Raw genomic sequence first — 16,206 nt, 5'->3', positions numbered from 1 at the left:
ATACTTGAAAAGAACGGGTCACGGTTCGCCGCAGAAACCTCAGACAATCTACAAAAATCGGATTCAGCGAACGGTTATGTTTGCATGATAACAACCCACATCTATGGCTGCAGAAGCTGACTTCGTCCCCGTCGCATCGCTCTCCCAGCTCAAAGACGAGGGGACGCAAATCGTCTCACACCACGGGCGCTCTGTCGCCCTGTTCTACCACGAAGACCAGGTGTACGCGGTGGACAACCGTTGTCCGCACATGGGATTCCCGCTCTCCAAGGGAACCGTCGACGAGGGCGTCCTGACCTGCCACTGGCACCACGCCCGCTTCGAACTCTCCTGCGGTGATACGTTCGACCCGTGGGCAGACGACGTCCAGACGTTCCCCGTCCGCGTAGATGGTGACGACATTCTCATCGACCCCGACCCAGAACCGTCCGTCCCGCCGGCCACCCACTGGCGAAACCGCCTCGCAGACGGCCTTCAGGAGAACCTCAGCCTCGTCATGGCGAAAGCTGTTATCGGTCTCGCAGATGAAGGCGAAGACCCCGCTGTGCCCATCAAAACCGGCGTCGATTTCGGCACGAAGTACCGCGACGCCGGGTGGGGCAGCGGGCTGACCGTCCACGCCGCGATGGCGAACATCCTCCCCGCGCTCTCCGAGGTCGACCAGAAACGCGCCCTCTACACCGGCCTCCGGTACGTCGCGAACGACGCGGCGGGCGAACCGCCGCGCTTCGAGCAACCCGGCTTCTCGACGACTGACGTCTCGAAAGCGCGTCTCAAGTCGTGGTTCCGCGAAACCATCGAAGTTCGGGACAACGACCCCTCTGAACGCACCCTCCGCACCGCGATTGGCTCCCTGCCGCCGGAGGACGTGGCAGAAATCATGTACACTGCCGCGACGGACCACCGCTATCTGAACGCCGGCCACTCCTTCGACTTCGTGAACAAGGCGTTCGAGGTGCTCGACCACATCGGCTGGGACAGCGCCCCGAACGTTCTCCCGACGCTCGTCGACGAACTGACCGGCGCGACCCGCAGCGAGGAACTCTCCTCGTGGCGACAGCCAATCGACGTGGCCGGCCTGCTCGCAGACGCCTACGCAGACTTAGACGAGATGGTCGAAACGGGCCGCGGAAAGACCTGGCAGAAACCCGAAAACTTCACCGAAACCTTGCTGCAGGACGACCCGCACGCAATCGTCGATGCCCTCGTAGAAGCCGTCGAATCCGGCGCGACCACGACGGAACTCGCCCACGCCGTCTCCATCGCCGCGATGCGCCGGGTGGCTCACTTCGCCACGTCCAACGAGTTCTCAGACTGGAACACCGTTCACCACACGTTCACCTACGCGAACGCGGTAGAGCAGGCCACCCACCGGACCGACGCCGTCGAACTCTATCGCGGCGTCTTCGACGGAGCCATCTCGGTGTACTTAGACCGCTTCCTGAACATGCCGCGAGCGCCACTTCCCGAACCCGGCGAGTCGGACACCGACCCCGCCGACATCCGCGCCCAACTCATGGACGCCTTCGACGAGGAGGGCGAGGTGAACCGGGCCGCAGCACTCGTGAGTGAACACTTCGACTGTGGCGGCGACCCCGCCGACCTCATACAGACGCTCGGCGAGGCCCTGCTCCGCGAGGACGCGAACTTCCACACGCTCCAGAACGTAGAAGCCTCGTTCAAGCAGTTCGAGGTGGCCGAGTCCAAATCCGAAAAGCGACTCGCGCTGATGGCGACGGCCCGCTACATGGCCGCTCACTTCCCGACGCGCCGGGAGGCAGAACAGACGTTCACGATTGCGTCGCGGTTGCACCGGGGAGAGAAAATCTACGAGGAATAGCCATCAGACCGTCGGCTCGTCGGGATTTCGCGTCGTCGCCCACGCGAGATACCCGATGATGGCCACGACGATAGCTCCGAGTTCGAATTCGAGACGCGCGGTCCAGAACGCCCCTGCGAGGAGCCCCCAGATGCAGACAAGCACGAGAGCGCGCTCCGCTTTGCCCCCTTTCCACTCCGCGTACGTGAGGTACAGACCAACCGCCGCAACCAGCGCGAACAGGACCTGCTGGAGAATGACGATTCCGTACCCGAGAATGGCGACGATGACCAGGAAGACGCCGACGTCGAGGATTCGTCGATACATGCCCCACCTCGTGTCGGAGATTCAATAATTGTTTCCCGCCATGTGAACCACATTTTTCACTCGCAGGCTCAATGGTGAGTCATAGTGATTTCACCAGAATCGCTCGCCGACGAGTTCGCGCAAATTTTCGAAGATGAGTACGACGACGTCGTCATCTACGGCGACGAAGACAAATCGACAGTTCTCCACGAAGGCCCTGCTCGCATTCGGGTGAATGGGTGGGTCGAGGTTTCGAGTGGCCGCCTGCTGTCCCCGAACGCGGTCCACCACATCGACGTGGAGTCGACCGAATAGCCGACTTCCTGCTGGCAGACGGCGTATTTTTCTCACCAAACGACGAATCGTCTAGCATGGCGCTTGACGTTTCCATTCCGGACCCACCATCGCTCTCTGGGCCACAGTCCCGCGGCACCTACGAAGCGATTGCCAATCCGGTCGAGAATCCCGAAGACGACTATCGTCGAGAGGAACTCGCGACCATCTTAGCGGACGGTGCGTGGGAGGACGCCTTCGACGAGTGGGCGGCCCACACTGGGATGTCCGAAGACCAATTCGAAATCGTCCTCGAATACGACCTCGTCGAGGAGTTCGACTTCTATTGGGATGCCAGTAGTGACGAAGTTGGCTATCGGTCGCCGACGATCTCCGACGACGCCCGCGACGAACTCGACCCGGCGGTCGTCGACGACATCGAACTGGAACTCGATTCGCTCGGCCGAGTCGTCACCGAGATGCTCGAAAACGACTATCTCCGGCGGGACGACGAGACCTTCGGCTTCTTCGCCGACGATTCTCCCGAGAACACGTACGAGTACCGGGACGACGAGGTACTCTGAGTTCGCGGTTGTTCGTTCGTCGCTGATGGTTTCACAGCAGTCGCTGTGACTGGTGAGGGTGTCGAAAAACCGAAAAACCGCGGGAATCAGTAGTCGACGTTAGTTGTCCTTCTCGTCGTCTACGTCCTCGAAGTCGGCGTCGACGTATTCGTCGCCGCCGTTGGTCTCGGCATCGGCGTCGCCGCCCGTGCCACCCATGCCAGCGCCGCCTGCGGCCTGCTGCTGGGCCTGCTGTTGCTGGTACATGCGCTTGCCGATTTCCTGGAGGTTCTCGGCGAGGTCCTCGGTCGCGTCTTCGAGTTCGTCGGCCGTCGCGTCCTCGTCTTCGAGGGTTGCTTCGACGTCCTCGATTGCGGCTTCGATGTCCTCGCGGAGTTCGTCGTCGACGTTCTCCTCGTTCTCGTCGAGCAGGGTCTTCGCACGCTGGATGGAGCCTTCGGCCTCGTTGCGCGCCTCGATGAGGCGACGGCGCTCCTTGTCCTCTTCTGCGTGCTCCTCTGCTTCCTTGGTCATGCGGTCGATTTCGTCGTCAGAGAGGCCAGCGCCACCTTCGATGGTGATGGATTCGGCGTTGCCGGAGCCTTTGTCCTCCGCCTCGACGTTCACGATACCGTTCTCGTCGATGTTGAACGTGACTTCGATTTGCGGCGTGCCGGCGGGTGCGGGTGGGATTCCTGAAAGCTGGAACTCACCGAGAAGTTCGTTCTGGTCTGCGATTTCGCGCTCGCCCTGGAAGACACGGACCTGCACCGAGGTCTGGTTCGGTGCGGCCGTCGTGAACACCTTCGATTCCTCCGTCGGAATGGTGGTGTTCTTCTCGATGAGGCGTTCGAAGAGGCCGCCTTTCACTTCGATACCGAGGCTAAGCGGGGTCACGTCGAGCAGGACGATGTCGTCCACGTCGCCGGAGAGGACGCCACCCTGAATCGCCGCGCCGAGAGCGACGGCTTCGTCGGGGTTGACGTTCTTTTTCGGCTCTTGGCCGACGACGTCTGCGACCTTCTCCGTGACTTGCGGCATGCGAGTCGAGCCACCGACGAGGATGACTTCGTCGATTTCGGAGGCGGCATAGCCGGCGTCTTCGAGGGCCTGCTTCGTTGGGCCAACGGTGCGCTCGATGAGGTCGGACGTGAGACTCTCGAACTTCGCGCGAGAGAGGTCCTTCTCTAAGTGAACCGGGCCGTCGTCCGTGGCCGTGATGAACGGGAGGTTGATCTCCGTCTGCTTGCGGCTGGAGAGCTCGATTTTCGCCTCCTCTGCTGCGTCCTTCAGACGCTGGAGGGCCTGCCGGTCCTCGCGAAGGTCGATGCCGTGTTCGGCCTCGAACTCCTCTGCGAGCCAGTCGATGATGGCCTGGTCCCAGTCGTCGCCACCGAGTTCGTTGTCCCCGTTCGTGGCGACCACTTCGTAGACGCCGCCGCCGAGGTCGAGGATGGAGACGTCGAACGTCCCGCCACCGAGGTCGAAGACGAGGACGGTCTGGTCGGAGTCGTCGTCCAGGCCGTACGCCATCGACGCGGCGGTCGGCTCGTTGACGATGCGCTCGACTTCGAAGCCGGCGATTTCGCCCGCGTCTTTCGTCGCCTGGCGCTGGCGGTCGTTGAAGTAGGCCGGTACGGTGATGACCGCCTTCTCGATCTCGTCGCCGAGGTAGTCTTCTGCGTCGCGCTTTATCTTCTGGAGAATCATCGCCGAAATCTGCTCCGGCGTGTAGTCCTCTCCGTCGATGTCGACGGAGTAGTCGTCGCCCATGTGACGCTTGATGGACTGAATGGTTTTCTCCGGGTTCTGGATGGCCTGGTTTTTGGCCGGTTTCCCGACTAACCGTTCGCCATCGTCGGTGAACGCGACCACCGAGGGCGTGGTTCGGTCCCCTTCACTGTTGACGATAATCTCGGGGTCACCGCCCTCCATGACCGCGAACGCGCTGTTCGTGGTACCAAGGTCGATACCGAGAATCTTGTTGCTCGCCATCTTGGTGGCTACTATCGCTTTCGTCCGGTTAAAAGTTGCTAGATACGCTGCCTCACACTCCTTTCACACAGCCCCTCAGTCGGGCGATTTCAACGTGCGGGTGCGTCTCACACCCTGTGCTTATATGATGACCGCAATTCGACCGCCGCGTGCCTGCACGGTCAGCGCTTGCTCAGTCAGTCCTTGCTCACCGTCACCTGCGCGGGACGCAGGACGCGGTCTGCCATCTCGTAGCCCGACTGGTACACCTCCGCGATGGTGTCCGCTGGCTGGTCCGAGTCCACCCTGAGCATCACTTCGTGGCGCTGTGGGTCTACCTCGCTGCCGGGTTCCGGGCGAATCTCGACGACGTTTTCGTCTTCTAAGATGCGGTCGAACTGGCGCAGCGTCGATTCGACGCCGCCGACGATATCAGACCCTTCGGCGTCCGTCTCCTGGGCCTCTTCAAGCGCCCGAGCCAGATTGTCGCGCACGTCGATGAGGCGCTCTACGAGGTCCTCCGTCGCGCGCTGTTTTTCCTGTTCGCGGCGCTTTTTCATCCGTTTTTTGTAGTTCTGGAACTCGGCTTGCTTTCGTTTCAGGCGTGCTTCGAGGTCCTCGCGCTCCGACTGGACGTCGTCGATGGAGGCCGCCCGCTCGCGGAGGGACTCGATTTCGCGGGCGAGCTGTTCCGGGTCCGACTCCTCGACGCGCGCGACGAGGTCGGCGAACGCGTCGGCAGCTTCCGACTCGTCGGCGTCCACCTGTTCGGCCTCGGTTTCGGCGGCTTCCTCGGGGTCAGTCGTGGGCGACTGCTCGTCTGCACCCTGGTTTTCGCTCATAGGTGGAGCAAGGCGCTCCAGCGGCCATAAAAATTCAGAAATGTGTTCGCGGCGACTCGACGGGTGGCGAAGTTAAGTGTGGCCGTCGCCGTCTTTGAAACGTGTCCGCGGTCTCGCTCACCTTCGAAGACGGAACTATCCGCGTAGACGGACTCTCCGAGGCAGAAGCGACTGCCCTCCCGCACACGCGGTTCGACCCGCGGTCGAAAACAGCGAGAGCACCCGCGATGTTCTACTCGGACCTGCGCGATGCCCTTGACAAGACAACGCACACCGTCTCTGATCACGTCCTCTCGCTTCCGGACGTACCCACGCTTCAGTCCACCTACGAGTTGCGCCCCTACCAGCGGTCCGCCCTCGACGCGTGGCGCGATGCTGACGACCGGGGCGTCCTCGAACTCCCGACCGGGAGTGGCAAGACCGTCATCGGCATCGCCGCTATCGAGGCACTCTGTACGCCGACCCTCATCGTCGTCCCGACCATCGACCTGCTCACCCAGTGGCGCGAGGAACTCGAAGCCGAGTTCGACGTGCCGATTGGGCAACTCGGCGGGGGTGAGCAGACTCTCGAAACCATCACCGTCTCGACGTACCACTCAGCCTACCTCAAGGCCGACGCCATCGGCGACCGGTTCGGGCTCGTCATCTTTGACGAAGTCCACCACCTCGGCGGCGAGGGCTTTCGCCAGATTGCGCGGTTGCTCGCCGCACCCGCCCGCCTCGGCCTGACGGCGACATTCGAGCGCGAAGACGACGCCCACGAGGTCGTCGCATCGCTCCTCGGCCCGCTCGTCTACACGGTCGAAATCGACACGCTCGCGGGTGAACACCTCGCGAACTACGACGTAAAGCGCATCGAGGTGGAGTTGACACCCGACGAACGCCGCGAGTACGAGCGTCACCAGTCGATATTTACCGACTATCTCGCCACTTCGAACCTGCAACTCCGGAGCGGCAGCGACTACCAGAAACTCGTGATGCGCTCCGGGTCGGACCCGCGTGCACGGGAGGCGCTGCTGGCGAAGCAACGCGCCCGCGAGGTGATGATGAACTCGGCGGCGAAACTCGCCGAGCTCGCAGAGATTCTCGCTCGCCACCGCGGGGATCGAATCATCGTGTTCACCGCGCACAACGACCTCGTCTACCGCATCTCCGAGCGATTCTTGATTCCCGCCATCACCCACCGAACCGGGACGAAAGAGCGCCGCGACATCCTCGCGAAGTTCCGCACCGGCGAGTACTCGCGTGTCGTCACGGCAAACGTCTTAGACGAAGGAGTAGACGTGCCCGACGCGAACGTGGCTGTTGTCCTTTCCGGAAGCGGGAGCGAACGGGAGTTCACCCAGCGACTCGGCCGCATCCTCCGACCGAAAGCAGACGGTGGACGGGCGCTGCTGTACGAACTCGTCAGCCGCGAAACGGCAGAAGAGCGGGTCGCAGACCGGAGACGGTAGCGGATTACTGGAAGGTAAACCGAAGGCTGCCCTGCTGATTGAACTCGTCCATCGTGACCGGGAATGGGAGTTCGAACGAGTTGGTTGCGCCGCCGTCGAGTTCGAAGGCTTTCCCCGCCTTGTGGCTCTCCTTTTCGACGTCCACGTGAACGACGACAGCATGCGTTGCCGTCTCACTCGCGGTGTTCTTGACGGTGCCCGTGACGACGAGGTTGCCCGAATCGTCTGCTTGCACGTCGAACGATTCCATCTGAAATTTGTTCGACGGCGCGTCGCCGTCGGTCTCGAGGCTACTGAGTTCCGCGGTCCAGCCCTCGGGGTAGGAGACGGTGGATTCTCCGCCGTCGCCCTGTGTGGTCGTTTGCGGTTCTTCGTCGTCACTGCCGAGCGGAGAGTTCGAACAACCGGCGGCAAAACTGAGAGACGCGACGGAGGCTGTCGCGCCAACACTGCGAAGGAAAGTCCGACGTTCCATACTACTGTTGTATCCATTCGATTGTAAGAGTGTTGGGGCCGACGTCAGACGATTTTTGTGCGACCGTCTCCCACGCTTAGGTGTGCTCACGAAGGACCTCCTCCGAATCTCACGGGCGGGTGGCGGCTACGCTCCACAGTTCGCCGACCGCGCCGACCGTCCGCTCGCCGCCCGGGTCATCGGCACCTTCCAGGGTCACGTCGGCGAACCCCGCGCCGACCTGGAGGCGGCGCTCGCCCGGCTGGAAGCTGACGCGGACTTCAAACTCGTCCGCGGATTGGCGAAACTCGTCGAACGCGAAGCGACGTTCGAGACGCGCGCCCCGCTCCCACCGGAGCGCACTCGTGCCGCCGTCTTCGCCGCTGCGGAGGCGGGGTCGGTCGTCACGGTAGCCGAACGCGAGGAGGCGCTCTCACAGGCGGCCACGAACCTCGCGTCCACGCCGGAGCAGGTCTCAGAATCCCTCTACGCCGACCTCACGGAGCGACAGATCCTCGACGAACTCAGCGTGCGCTGGGACCCGGACGACCTGCTTGACCAATATAACCTCTCGCTCGCTCAAACCGCGCTGTTCGACGCCACGGAACTGCGGATTCGGAGCAGTGACCCGAAGGCGCTCATCTCGGCGATAAAGCGCCTTCGCCTGATGTACGAGATTCGAAAGACAGAGGCAGGTCGCGAGGTCATCGTCACCGGACCGACCGGCCTGTTCCAGACGAGTCGGCGCTACGGGACGCGGTTCGCCCGCCTCTTGCGCTCGGTGGCGAAGGCCTCTGAGTGGCGCATCGAGGCAACCATCGACGACCGCGGAACAGAGCGCCTGCTCACCCTCACTCACGAAGACGTGGCGGTCCCGGACGCAGACCCAGTCGCAGAAGTGTCGTTCGACAGCGGCGTCGAATCCGACTTCGCCGCCCGCTTTAGCGCCCTCGGACTGGACTGGAATCTCGTGCGCGAACCCGAACCTCTCGAAGCGGGTGCGAGCGTGATGATTCCGGATTTCGCGTTCGACTGGAAGCATTCGAAGTACCGAATCTACTTCGAAATCATGGGCTTCTGGACGCCCGAGTACGTAGAAAAGAAGCTCCGGCAGATGGACCTCGTCGAGGACGTGGAACTGCTCGTCGCAGTCGATAGCACGCTCGGAGTTGGTGAGGATATCGCCGCCCGAGACCACCGCGCGATTCCCTACACCGGATCGGTTCGGGTCAAAGACGTGGTGGACGTCCTCCGCGAGTACGAGGCCGACCTCGTCGCAGCGAGCGCCGCTGACCTTGCGGAAGAACTGTCGCCGGACGCCGACGTGATTACGCTCGAAACCCTTGCCAGCGACCTCGGCGTGAGCGAATCGGTGCTCTCCGAGAAACGCTTCCCCGACCACGAGCGAGTGGGGCGGACGCTCGTCCGACCTGCCGTACTCGATTCGCTCCGTGACGAGATTCAGGCCGGGATGTCGTTGTCGGAGGCGGAGGGGGTTTTTGCGACCTACGGACTCGACGACGCGAGCGCGATTCTCTCGCGGCTCGGTTACCGCGTCGAGTGGGAGGGATTGTCCGGCGGCACGGTGCGAGCAAAGTCAATTGACTAGCGCGAGCGGTACTTTCCGGACTACCGTCGCTTCGCCATGGCTCGGTCCGACACCGCTGGGCCGCTACTTGTGGGACGACTCGGCCGCAAGCCAGTAGCCCGTGAGGGGCGTCTTTCGGGTATGAGCGAACGACGACACTCACTGGCGCTCCACGCACTGGACGACGCGGCAGGCACGTCATCTGACGCCTACGCCTGCTTCGTCGATTACTGCGGTTCCGACGGCACGCTCCTCGCGCGGACGGCCGCAGACGCAGAACACAACCACTGGGGCGTCTACACGCGCAAACACCCGCTCGGCAACCCCTCCGGAAAGCGGGTCAAACGGCTCTCGATGAGCGGCGGCATGGCCGACACCATCGCCCGATTCATGAGTCCCGAAAACGTCCGGCTGTGGGTCGATGCCGAAGAGCAGCCGATTCTCGACCTCCGCAGTCGGCGGGCCGGAGAGCGCGTGGTCATCTACGTCGATAGCGACCGCGAGTCGCTGCGCATCAACGACCTCGGGCGGAAGAAGGAGTTGCTCGAAATTTCCCTCGGCGACGACCCCTGTATCGACTTCAAGGGACTGCCAGTCGAGGGGTTGAATCTGGAGGGGTACGTCCCGAAAGAGCGCTACGACGCGCTCGAAGCGCGAGTGGCGGAACTCGAAAAACGCCTCGGTTAATCGAACTGCCGACCCTTGGGCACGACAGAGCGCAGTTCGCCGTGTAGGTAGAGGCCGACGCCGATCGGCTCGGTCACGCCAGCCAGCTCGTGAGCGGCGATGAGGTAGCCCCAGTCGCCGTCCCAGTCGGGGTAGTCCACGTCGTTCCCGTGGGCGAACCGGTCCGCCTGTTCGTCGTCGAGCACGATGACGTTCTTCGTCGCGTGGCGACCGAAGCGCTGGGCAGCGTTCGTCGTCGGTTTCCAGTGTTCTTGGCGGGTGCGCAGGAACTTCATGCCGAGGCCCTCGATGTGGATTGGCGAGGCCACGTCGCCGCCGAAAATCCAGATTTTGCCCGCGCCCTTCTCCCAGATGGAAAAGTCGTCGAACACATCTTTTGGCACGCCGTAGCGGTCGTGCCAGAAGCTCACGACCTGCTCGCGGGAGGCGCGGCCGTCTACCTCCTGTTGGTCGTGGGTCTCGGGGAGGCGGTCGAACTGTTGGCCAACGTTGCCGTCTCCGCTCATCCTTCCACCTCCAATTTCGCACAGAAGAACCCGCCGGTGTCGTTGTGCTGGGGATAGATGCGCTTTGCCTTGGTGACCTGCTCGTCGTACGTCTCGCCGCGCCACTCGGTGACACCGGGGACGTGGGTAAGGTCGAGGTCGAAATCAACGACGCGACACGGTTCGTGTTCGAGGACGTGGTCGAGCACGGCCTCGTTCTCCTCAGGGGCGAAGGTACACGTCGAGTAGACCACCGTCCCGCCGGGGCGCGTCACCTGCATCGCCCGCCGAAGGATGCCCTTCTGGATGCCGGCGATTGATTCGACGTGGTTTAGCGTCCACTCGTCCACGACGTCCGGGTTCTTCCGAACCGTCCCCTCACACGAACACGGCGCGTCCACGAGGACGCGGTCGAAGTGGTCGAACCCACCCTCGTCTGGCGAGTCGAACGGTTTCATCGAGAAGTTGCGGGCGTCCTGATTCGTGACCGCGACACAGGTCGCGCCCAGTCGTTCCGCGTTGAATCGAAGTGCTGAGAGCCGTCCGAGGTTGTTGTCGTTCGCGATGAGCACGCCTCGGTCGTCCATCCGGGCTGCCAACTGCGTCGTCTTGCTCCCCGGTGCGGCGCAGGTGTCGAAGACACGCTCACCCGGCTGTGGGTCGAGCGCGAGCGCAGGAACCGCAGACACCTCTTCTTGTCCGTGAATCCAGCCGTGGAAGTACGGCCACGTCGTACCCGGACTGCGCGTGTCGAGTTTGAACAGGTCTGCGTTCCATTCGAGTTGTTCGTAGCCGACGCCCTCCTCGTCGAGGGCCGCACGAACCTGTTTTCCCGTTGCTTTCAGCGTGTTCACCCGGACGACGGAGGGCAGGGGGCGGGCGCACGCCTCCCGGTAGGCCGTCACGTCGTCCATCAGCGGTTCGTACCGCTCCAGAGCCTCCATTTGCTGTCTCTATTTCGGGCGACCGTTTGTGGGTTTCGAACGCGCACACCGGCCGGAAGCTTATACGATCTCCACGAGTATGTGGGCATATGGCACACGTCCAGATTCACGACGAGTCGCTCGAATTCGACGCGCCGACACTCGTCGAAGGACTCCCCGGCGTCGGTCTCGTCGGAAAAATCGCGGCCGACCACCTCGTCGAAACCTTCGAGATGAGCCATTTCGGGTCGCTCCACTGCGAGGGCATTCCCCGCGTCGCGGTCTACGGCGAGGGCAACTCGACCGTCCGCGCGCCCGTCCGCCTCTATGCGGACGAAGACCGCGACCTCGTCGTCCTCCAGAGCGACGTTCCGGTTTCGCCGTCGCAGGCCGCCGATTTCTCGAGTTGCCTCACCGGCTGGATTGCAGACCACGGCGCGACGCCCATCTTCCTCTCCGGCCTGCCGACCGAGAAAGGCGACGGCGAACCCGCCCTCTACGGCGTCTCGACCGGTGACGGGGCCTCGCTGCTCGACCGCGCAGATATCGCGTCCCCCACTGAAGGCGGCGTCATCACCGGACCGACAGGCTCGCTCATCAACCGCGCCATCGAACTTGACCTGACCGGCGTCGGTCTCGTCGTCGAAAGCGACAAGCAGTTCCCCGACCCGGAGGCTGCCCGCATTCTGCTCATGCATGGCATCGGACCCATCGCCGACATCGACGTGAACACCGACGACCTCGTCGACCGCGCCGAAGAAATCCGCGAGGCGAAAGAACAACTCGCCCAGCGCATGCAGGACGCAGACGAGGAAAGTACGCAGGCGAAGCCGCTTCGGATGTTCCAATGAACCTTTTTGCTGCGGGGTCGCGAAGCGACCCCGCTTGCAAAAACGTTCATGAAAAAGGCCGAACGCGCCACCGGCGCGTTCGGATGCTACACTGGCGGTCGCCGCACCGCTACCGCCCTGCACCGCAAACCGCAAGGCCTGCTTTGATACTGCAATCACTTCCGCGACGCAACCGCGCCGCTTTCAGGTAGGGTTCGTCTGTGACGGTGTCATGGCGGGGTTCGAATCCGTCTCCCGCGCGTTCATTCTGACAGTTTGAAATACGTCCGTGTCCTAGGGATTTCTATGAGCGATTTAGAAGACGCAGTCTCCGAATTCTTGCGGAAATCGAAGAGCGTCTACAACGAGTACGAACGTGGCTACACCGACGCGGACGCCGCGCTGTCAGTGCTGGAATTGCGCATCGATGAACTTCGCGAAGAGTTCGAGAACTGATCGCAACGCGAGATTCGTAAAAGAAGGCCGCGAGGCCTGTGTCAACACACCACTCATCAGAGTTATTCTCTCCCGTACCTGAGTTTTCGTATGACTGAATTTGCGCGACGAGTCGAACGGGTCTCGATTAGCGGTATCAGGAAGGTGTTCGAGGCGGCCGGCCCCGACGCCATCAATCTCGGCATAGGGCAACCGGATTTTCCCACGCCAGCACACGTTCGCGAAGCGGCCCAGCAGGCCATCGCAGACGGGGCCGTTGACGCCTACACGCCGAACAAGGGAATTCTCCCGCTCCGTCAGGCTATTTCCGTCAAGCACGAACGCGACAACGGCGTCACCGTGGACCCGGAGAACGTCATCGCCACGGCTGGCGGCAGCGAGGCGCTCCACCTCGCCTTCCAGGCGCACGTAGACCAGGGCCAGGAAGTCATTTACCCCGATCCCGGATTCGTCTCCTACGACGCGCTCACCCACATCGCGGGCGGGATTCCCCGACCCGTCGGCCTCCGCGAGGACCTCACGATGGACCCCGCCGCAGTCGAGGCAGCGATTACCGAGGACACTGCCGCGTTCGTCATCAACAGCCCAGCGAATCCGACAGGGGCAGTCCAATCGAAAGAAGACATCCAGGAGTTCGCCCGCATCGCGGACGAACACGACGTGGTCTGCATCTCAGACGAGGTGTACGAACACATCGTCTTCGACGGCGCACACTACTCGCCACTCGAATTCGCCGAGTCGGACAACGTCGTCGTCGTGAACGCCTGCTCGAAATCCTACTCGATGACTGGATGGCGACTCGGGTGGGTCACGGGCAGCACCCGCCGAATCGAACGTATGCTTCGCGTCCACCAGTACGCGCAGGCCTGTGCGTCTGCGCCCTCGCAGTACGCAGCGGAGGCCGCCCTCTCGGGGCCACAGGACTGCGTCGGAGAGATGGTCGCCGCATTCGAGGAGCGCCGTGACGTGGTAGTAGACGGGCTGGAGGACATCGGCCTCGAAACCCCGCGTCCACGCGGCGCGTTCTACGCCATGCCGAAAGTCCCCGACGGCTTCGTCGACGAAGTCATCGACCACGGCGTCATCCTTGTGCCCGGCGAGGCGTTCGGCGAACACGGAAAGGGCTACGCCCGCATCTCCTACGCGACGGGCATCGAGGACCTCAAAACCGCCCTCTCCATCATGGGCGACGCCGTTACGGCAGTTCGCTGACCGGTCTCCCGCCTGCTGTTTTCGCACACACGTTTATCAGCCAACACGTCCATGCTACAGGCATGCACGTTGCCCGCCACGGAACCGGTCTGGCCGCGGCGACCCGCGCCCTCGCCTCCCAGATTCACCCCGTGTTCATGCTGCCGCCCATCGCGGCGTCGTGGTTCGGGGCCGTCCTCGCCATCGACCTCGACCCGACGCTGGCGGGACTCCACATGCTCGCGGCGTTCTTCGCGCTCTACACCGCCCACGTCAAGGACGGCTACGTGGACTTCTACGTCCGTGGTGAGGACGACGACCATCCCCTCTCCGCACCCGGCGCGAAACTCGCGCTCGCGCTCTCCTCTATCGGTTTTTTCGCCTGCCTCATCATCATCGGCCTGACCGTCGATTTCTGGGCTGCGCTGCTTACCCTTCCGGGGTGGCTCATCGGCTTCCTCCACGCCCCCCAACTCGACATGCATCCCGTCACCGCGACGATGGGCTATCCGCTCGGCATCTCCTTCGCGCTCCTTGGGGGCTACTACGTCCAGACTCAGACGCTTACCCTCCCAGTCGTCGCCTTCGCAGTCGTCTTCCTCGTCATCCTCTCGGGAATCAAAATCATCGACGACGCGAAAGACTACGATTACGACCGCTCCATCTCGAAGCGAAGTGCCGTGGTCGTCCTCGGCAAAGAACGGTCTCGCCGCGTCGCCTACGCCCTCATGGCGCTCGGTCTCGGTGCGGTTCTCGCGTTCTCGCTGTTCGGCGTGTTCCCGTTGAGTGCTACGCTCGCCGTCGCCGGGTTCGGCGTCGTCGCACTTATCGCCAGACACGCAACCCCAAAACTCGCGACGATGCTCTTGATTCGTGGCTCCTACGTCTTCCTCGCGCTGTTGCTCGTCGCCGTCTGGTTCCGCCCCCTCGGGTGAACAGTTTTCAGCCAGCCAACCGTTTTTCCTGTATGAAAAAGACAGTCATCGCTCCAGAGGAGAGTGATATGGACTCAGAAATTATCGACACGACAGCCTCGTCGCTCGGGGTCGTCACCCACCACGAAACATACCGAGAGGTCACTCTCTCCGGGTTGGCGTGGCCCGAAGACGATACTGCTCCAGAACAGGTTCGAACGCTGTTGGGGTTCGTTCAAATGGTCTTTGACGATATTCTCGACGCAACGCTGGATGACATTACGCACACAACATTTTACGTCCGTGATGATGCGTTGACACCAGCCTCCAGAACTGCCATTCACGAAGTTCGACACGAGTTCTTCTCACTCCCCCACTTTCCGGCGAGTACGATGGTTGGGATGTCAAACCTTGCTCTCCCGGGTGCCCTCGTCGAACTGCAAATCGAGGCAACGATTCCCGAAGATGGATGGGACGTGGAAACCGTCGAGTTGCCGGAGGTCGCAGAATGACATTCCCCGTCCTCTCTGACGACGACGTGCTCGCGGCCATCGATGTGCCGGACGTCGTCGCTACGATGGAACTCGCCATCCGCGAACACGCCTTCGGAAATCTCGTCTCCCCGCCCCGGTTCAGCGTCGATGTGGAGAAGGGGTCGCTCGTGTTCACCGCCGGGGCCGCGACTGGCGAGGTGCAGGCCCTCGGCTTCCGCGTCTACGAGACGTTCAAGGACGATTCGCCAGACCACACGCAACTCGTCGCCGTCTTCGACAGCGAAACGGGCGCGTTCAAGGGCATCGCGCTCGGCGACCAGGTTGGCCTCCTGCGCACGGGCGGCATCGGCGGCGTGGCCGTCGAGTATCTCGCGAAACCGGACGTGCGAACGATGGCCGTCATCGGGTCCGGGTCACACGCACGGATGCAGACGCGGGCGGCCGCGAGCGTGCGGAATCTCGATGAGATACGAGTTTACTCCCCGAAAGCCGACCACCGCGACGCGGCCGTCCGGGACCTCGACGACGAACTGGGCGGGACTGTCGTCGCCGCAGCGAGTGCGAAAGCCGCCGTCGAGGAGGCAGACATCGTCATCTGCGCGACGACGAGTCGGAATCCGGTGTTCGAACACCGGTGGCTCGCGCCCGGCGCGCACGTCACCACGCTCGGGCCAAAGTACGTCGGCGCACACGAACTCCCGATGGAGACGGTCAAGCGGGCCAATACGGTGGTCACTGATTCGCTGGCGCAGGTGAAGGGCTACGCGGAGTACAAACAGCCGTTCTTCATCGAGGGCGACCGTCGGGCCGAGCTGGTCGAACTCTCCACCGTCGTCGGGGGCGACCACGCTGGGCGGGCGCGAGAGGATGACCTCACCGTGTTTTGTTCGGTTGGGCTTGCAGGAACCGAGGTCGTCCTCGCAGACGAGATTCTCAGACGGGTCGCCTGATTC

The 16,206-nt window shown here is 62.8% G+C and carries 18 protein-coding genes; 12 read left to right on the top strand and 6 right to left on the bottom strand.

Going from position 1 to position 16,206, the window contains the following annotated elements:
- Positions 1-103: 103 nt before the first annotated feature.
- Complete coding sequence (locus P1M51_RS09990) at positions 104-1,840, top strand: Rieske (2Fe-2S) protein (RefSeq protein WP_276248057.1); 1,737 nt, start codon at positions 104-106, stop codon at positions 1,838-1,840.
- Between the two features lie 3 nt (positions 1,841-1,843).
- Here the strand turns inward: P1M51_RS09990 and P1M51_RS09985 are convergent, their stop codons facing one another.
- Positions 1,844-2,146 (bottom strand): hypothetical protein, encoded by a 303-nt coding sequence (locus tag P1M51_RS09985; RefSeq protein ID WP_276248056.1) that lies wholly within the window; start codon positions 2,144-2,146, stop codon positions 1,844-1,846.
- An 87-nt stretch (positions 2,147-2,233) separates the two neighbouring features.
- On the opposite strand from P1M51_RS09985, the gene P1M51_RS09980 reads away from it, so the two are divergent.
- Together P1M51_RS09980 and P1M51_RS09975 are read left to right on the top strand one after the other, a co-directional pair.
- Positions 2,234-2,440 carry a hypothetical protein gene (locus P1M51_RS09980; RefSeq protein WP_369685102.1) on the top strand — a complete coding sequence of 69 codons (207 nt, stop codon included), beginning with the start codon at positions 2,234-2,236 and terminating at the stop codon, positions 2,438-2,440.
- Positions 2,441-2,496: 56 nt separating this feature from the next.
- Entirely contained in the window at positions 2,497-2,982 is a 486-nt protein-coding gene (locus P1M51_RS09975) for a hypothetical protein (RefSeq protein ID WP_276248054.1), read from the top strand.
- A gap of 99 nt (positions 2,983-3,081) precedes the next feature.
- Here the strand turns inward: P1M51_RS09975 and dnaK are convergent, their stop codons facing one another.
- Complete coding sequence (gene dnaK, locus P1M51_RS09970; RefSeq protein ID WP_276248053.1) at positions 3,082-4,956, bottom strand: molecular chaperone DnaK; 1,875 nt, start codon at positions 4,954-4,956, stop codon at positions 3,082-3,084.
- Positions 4,957-5,132: 176 nt separating this feature from the next.
- Positions 5,133-5,777, bottom strand: a complete 645-nt coding sequence (locus P1M51_RS09965; protein ID WP_276248052.1) for a nucleotide exchange factor GrpE — start codon at positions 5,775-5,777, stop codon at positions 5,133-5,135.
- Between the two features lie 101 nt (positions 5,778-5,878).
- Between P1M51_RS09965 and P1M51_RS09960 the strand changes: the two genes are divergently transcribed.
- Positions 5,879-7,231: a DEAD/DEAH box helicase family protein gene (locus P1M51_RS09960; protein WP_276248051.1), complete on the top strand. Its 1,353-nt coding sequence runs from the start codon at positions 5,879-5,881 to the stop codon at positions 7,229-7,231.
- A gap of 4 nt (positions 7,232-7,235) precedes the next feature.
- On the opposite strand, the gene P1M51_RS09955 is transcribed toward P1M51_RS09960, so the two are convergent.
- Positions 7,236-7,706 carry a hypothetical protein gene (locus P1M51_RS09955; protein ID WP_276248050.1) on the bottom strand — a complete coding sequence of 157 codons (471 nt, stop codon included), beginning with the start codon at positions 7,704-7,706 and terminating at the stop codon, positions 7,236-7,238.
- A gap of 82 nt (positions 7,707-7,788) precedes the next feature.
- Between P1M51_RS09955 and P1M51_RS09950 the strand changes: the two genes are divergently transcribed.
- Both P1M51_RS09950 and P1M51_RS09945 read left to right on the top strand, forming a co-directional pair.
- Positions 7,789-9,294, top strand: coding sequence for a DUF790 family protein (locus P1M51_RS09950; protein ID WP_276248049.1), 1,506 nt, complete (start codon positions 7,789-7,791; stop codon positions 9,292-9,294).
- A 120-nt stretch (positions 9,295-9,414) separates the two neighbouring features.
- Positions 9,415-9,960, top strand: coding sequence for a hypothetical protein (locus tag P1M51_RS09945; RefSeq protein ID WP_276248048.1), 546 nt, complete (start codon positions 9,415-9,417; stop codon positions 9,958-9,960).
- Here P1M51_RS09945 and P1M51_RS09940 read toward each other — a convergent pair.
- Together P1M51_RS09940 and P1M51_RS09935 are read right to left on the bottom strand one after the other, a co-directional pair.
- Entirely contained in the window at positions 9,957-10,466 is a 510-nt protein-coding gene (locus tag P1M51_RS09940) for a hypothetical protein (RefSeq protein ID WP_276248047.1), read from the bottom strand. The genes P1M51_RS09945 and P1M51_RS09940 overlap by 4 nt on opposite strands.
- The gene (locus P1M51_RS09935; RefSeq protein WP_276248046.1) at positions 10,463-11,389 is read right to left on the bottom strand and encodes an RsmB/NOP family class I SAM-dependent RNA methyltransferase; all 927 of its coding nucleotides are present in this window, start codon (positions 11,387-11,389) and stop codon (positions 10,463-10,465) included. The genes P1M51_RS09940 and P1M51_RS09935 overlap by 4 nt, the downstream gene beginning before the upstream one ends.
- An 89-nt stretch (positions 11,390-11,478) precedes the next feature.
- Between P1M51_RS09935 and P1M51_RS09930 the strand changes: the two genes are divergently transcribed.
- The 6 genes from P1M51_RS09930 (at position 11,479) to P1M51_RS09905 (ending at position 16,203) form a co-directional block, all read left to right on the top strand.
- Positions 11,479-12,219, top strand: coding sequence for a proteasome assembly chaperone family protein (locus tag P1M51_RS09930; RefSeq protein ID WP_276248045.1), 741 nt, complete (start codon positions 11,479-11,481; stop codon positions 12,217-12,219).
- Positions 12,220-12,504: 285 nt separating this feature from the next.
- Positions 12,505-12,654, top strand: coding sequence for a hypothetical protein (locus P1M51_RS09925; protein ID WP_276248044.1), 150 nt, complete (start codon positions 12,505-12,507; stop codon positions 12,652-12,654).
- A 90-nt stretch (positions 12,655-12,744) separates the two neighbouring features.
- The gene (locus tag P1M51_RS09920) at positions 12,745-13,866 is read left to right on the top strand and encodes a pyridoxal phosphate-dependent aminotransferase (protein WP_276248043.1); all 1,122 of its coding nucleotides are present in this window, start codon (positions 12,745-12,747) and stop codon (positions 13,864-13,866) included.
- A gap of 62 nt (positions 13,867-13,928) precedes the next feature.
- The gene (locus P1M51_RS09915; protein WP_276248042.1) at positions 13,929-14,780 is read left to right on the top strand and encodes a UbiA family prenyltransferase; all 852 of its coding nucleotides are present in this window, start codon (positions 13,929-13,931) and stop codon (positions 14,778-14,780) included.
- A gap of 32 nt (positions 14,781-14,812) precedes the next feature.
- A complete protein-coding gene (locus P1M51_RS09910; RefSeq protein ID WP_276248041.1) occupies positions 14,813-15,271 on the top strand; it encodes a RidA family protein in 459 nt (152 codons plus the stop codon).
- A complete protein-coding gene (locus P1M51_RS09905; protein WP_276248040.1) occupies positions 15,268-16,203 on the top strand; it encodes an ornithine cyclodeaminase family protein in 936 nt (311 codons plus the stop codon). Before P1M51_RS09910 ends, P1M51_RS09905 begins: the two co-directional genes overlap by 4 nt.
- Positions 16,204-16,206: the final 3 nt, after the last annotated feature.

The organism is Haladaptatus sp. QDMS2 (assembly GCF_029338295.1).
Classification (GTDB): domain Archaea; phylum Halobacteriota; class Halobacteria; order Halobacteriales; family Halococcaceae; genus QDMS2.
Note: the sequence above shows the minus strand (reverse complement) of the source record. Positions and strands in the feature narration are given on the sequence as shown.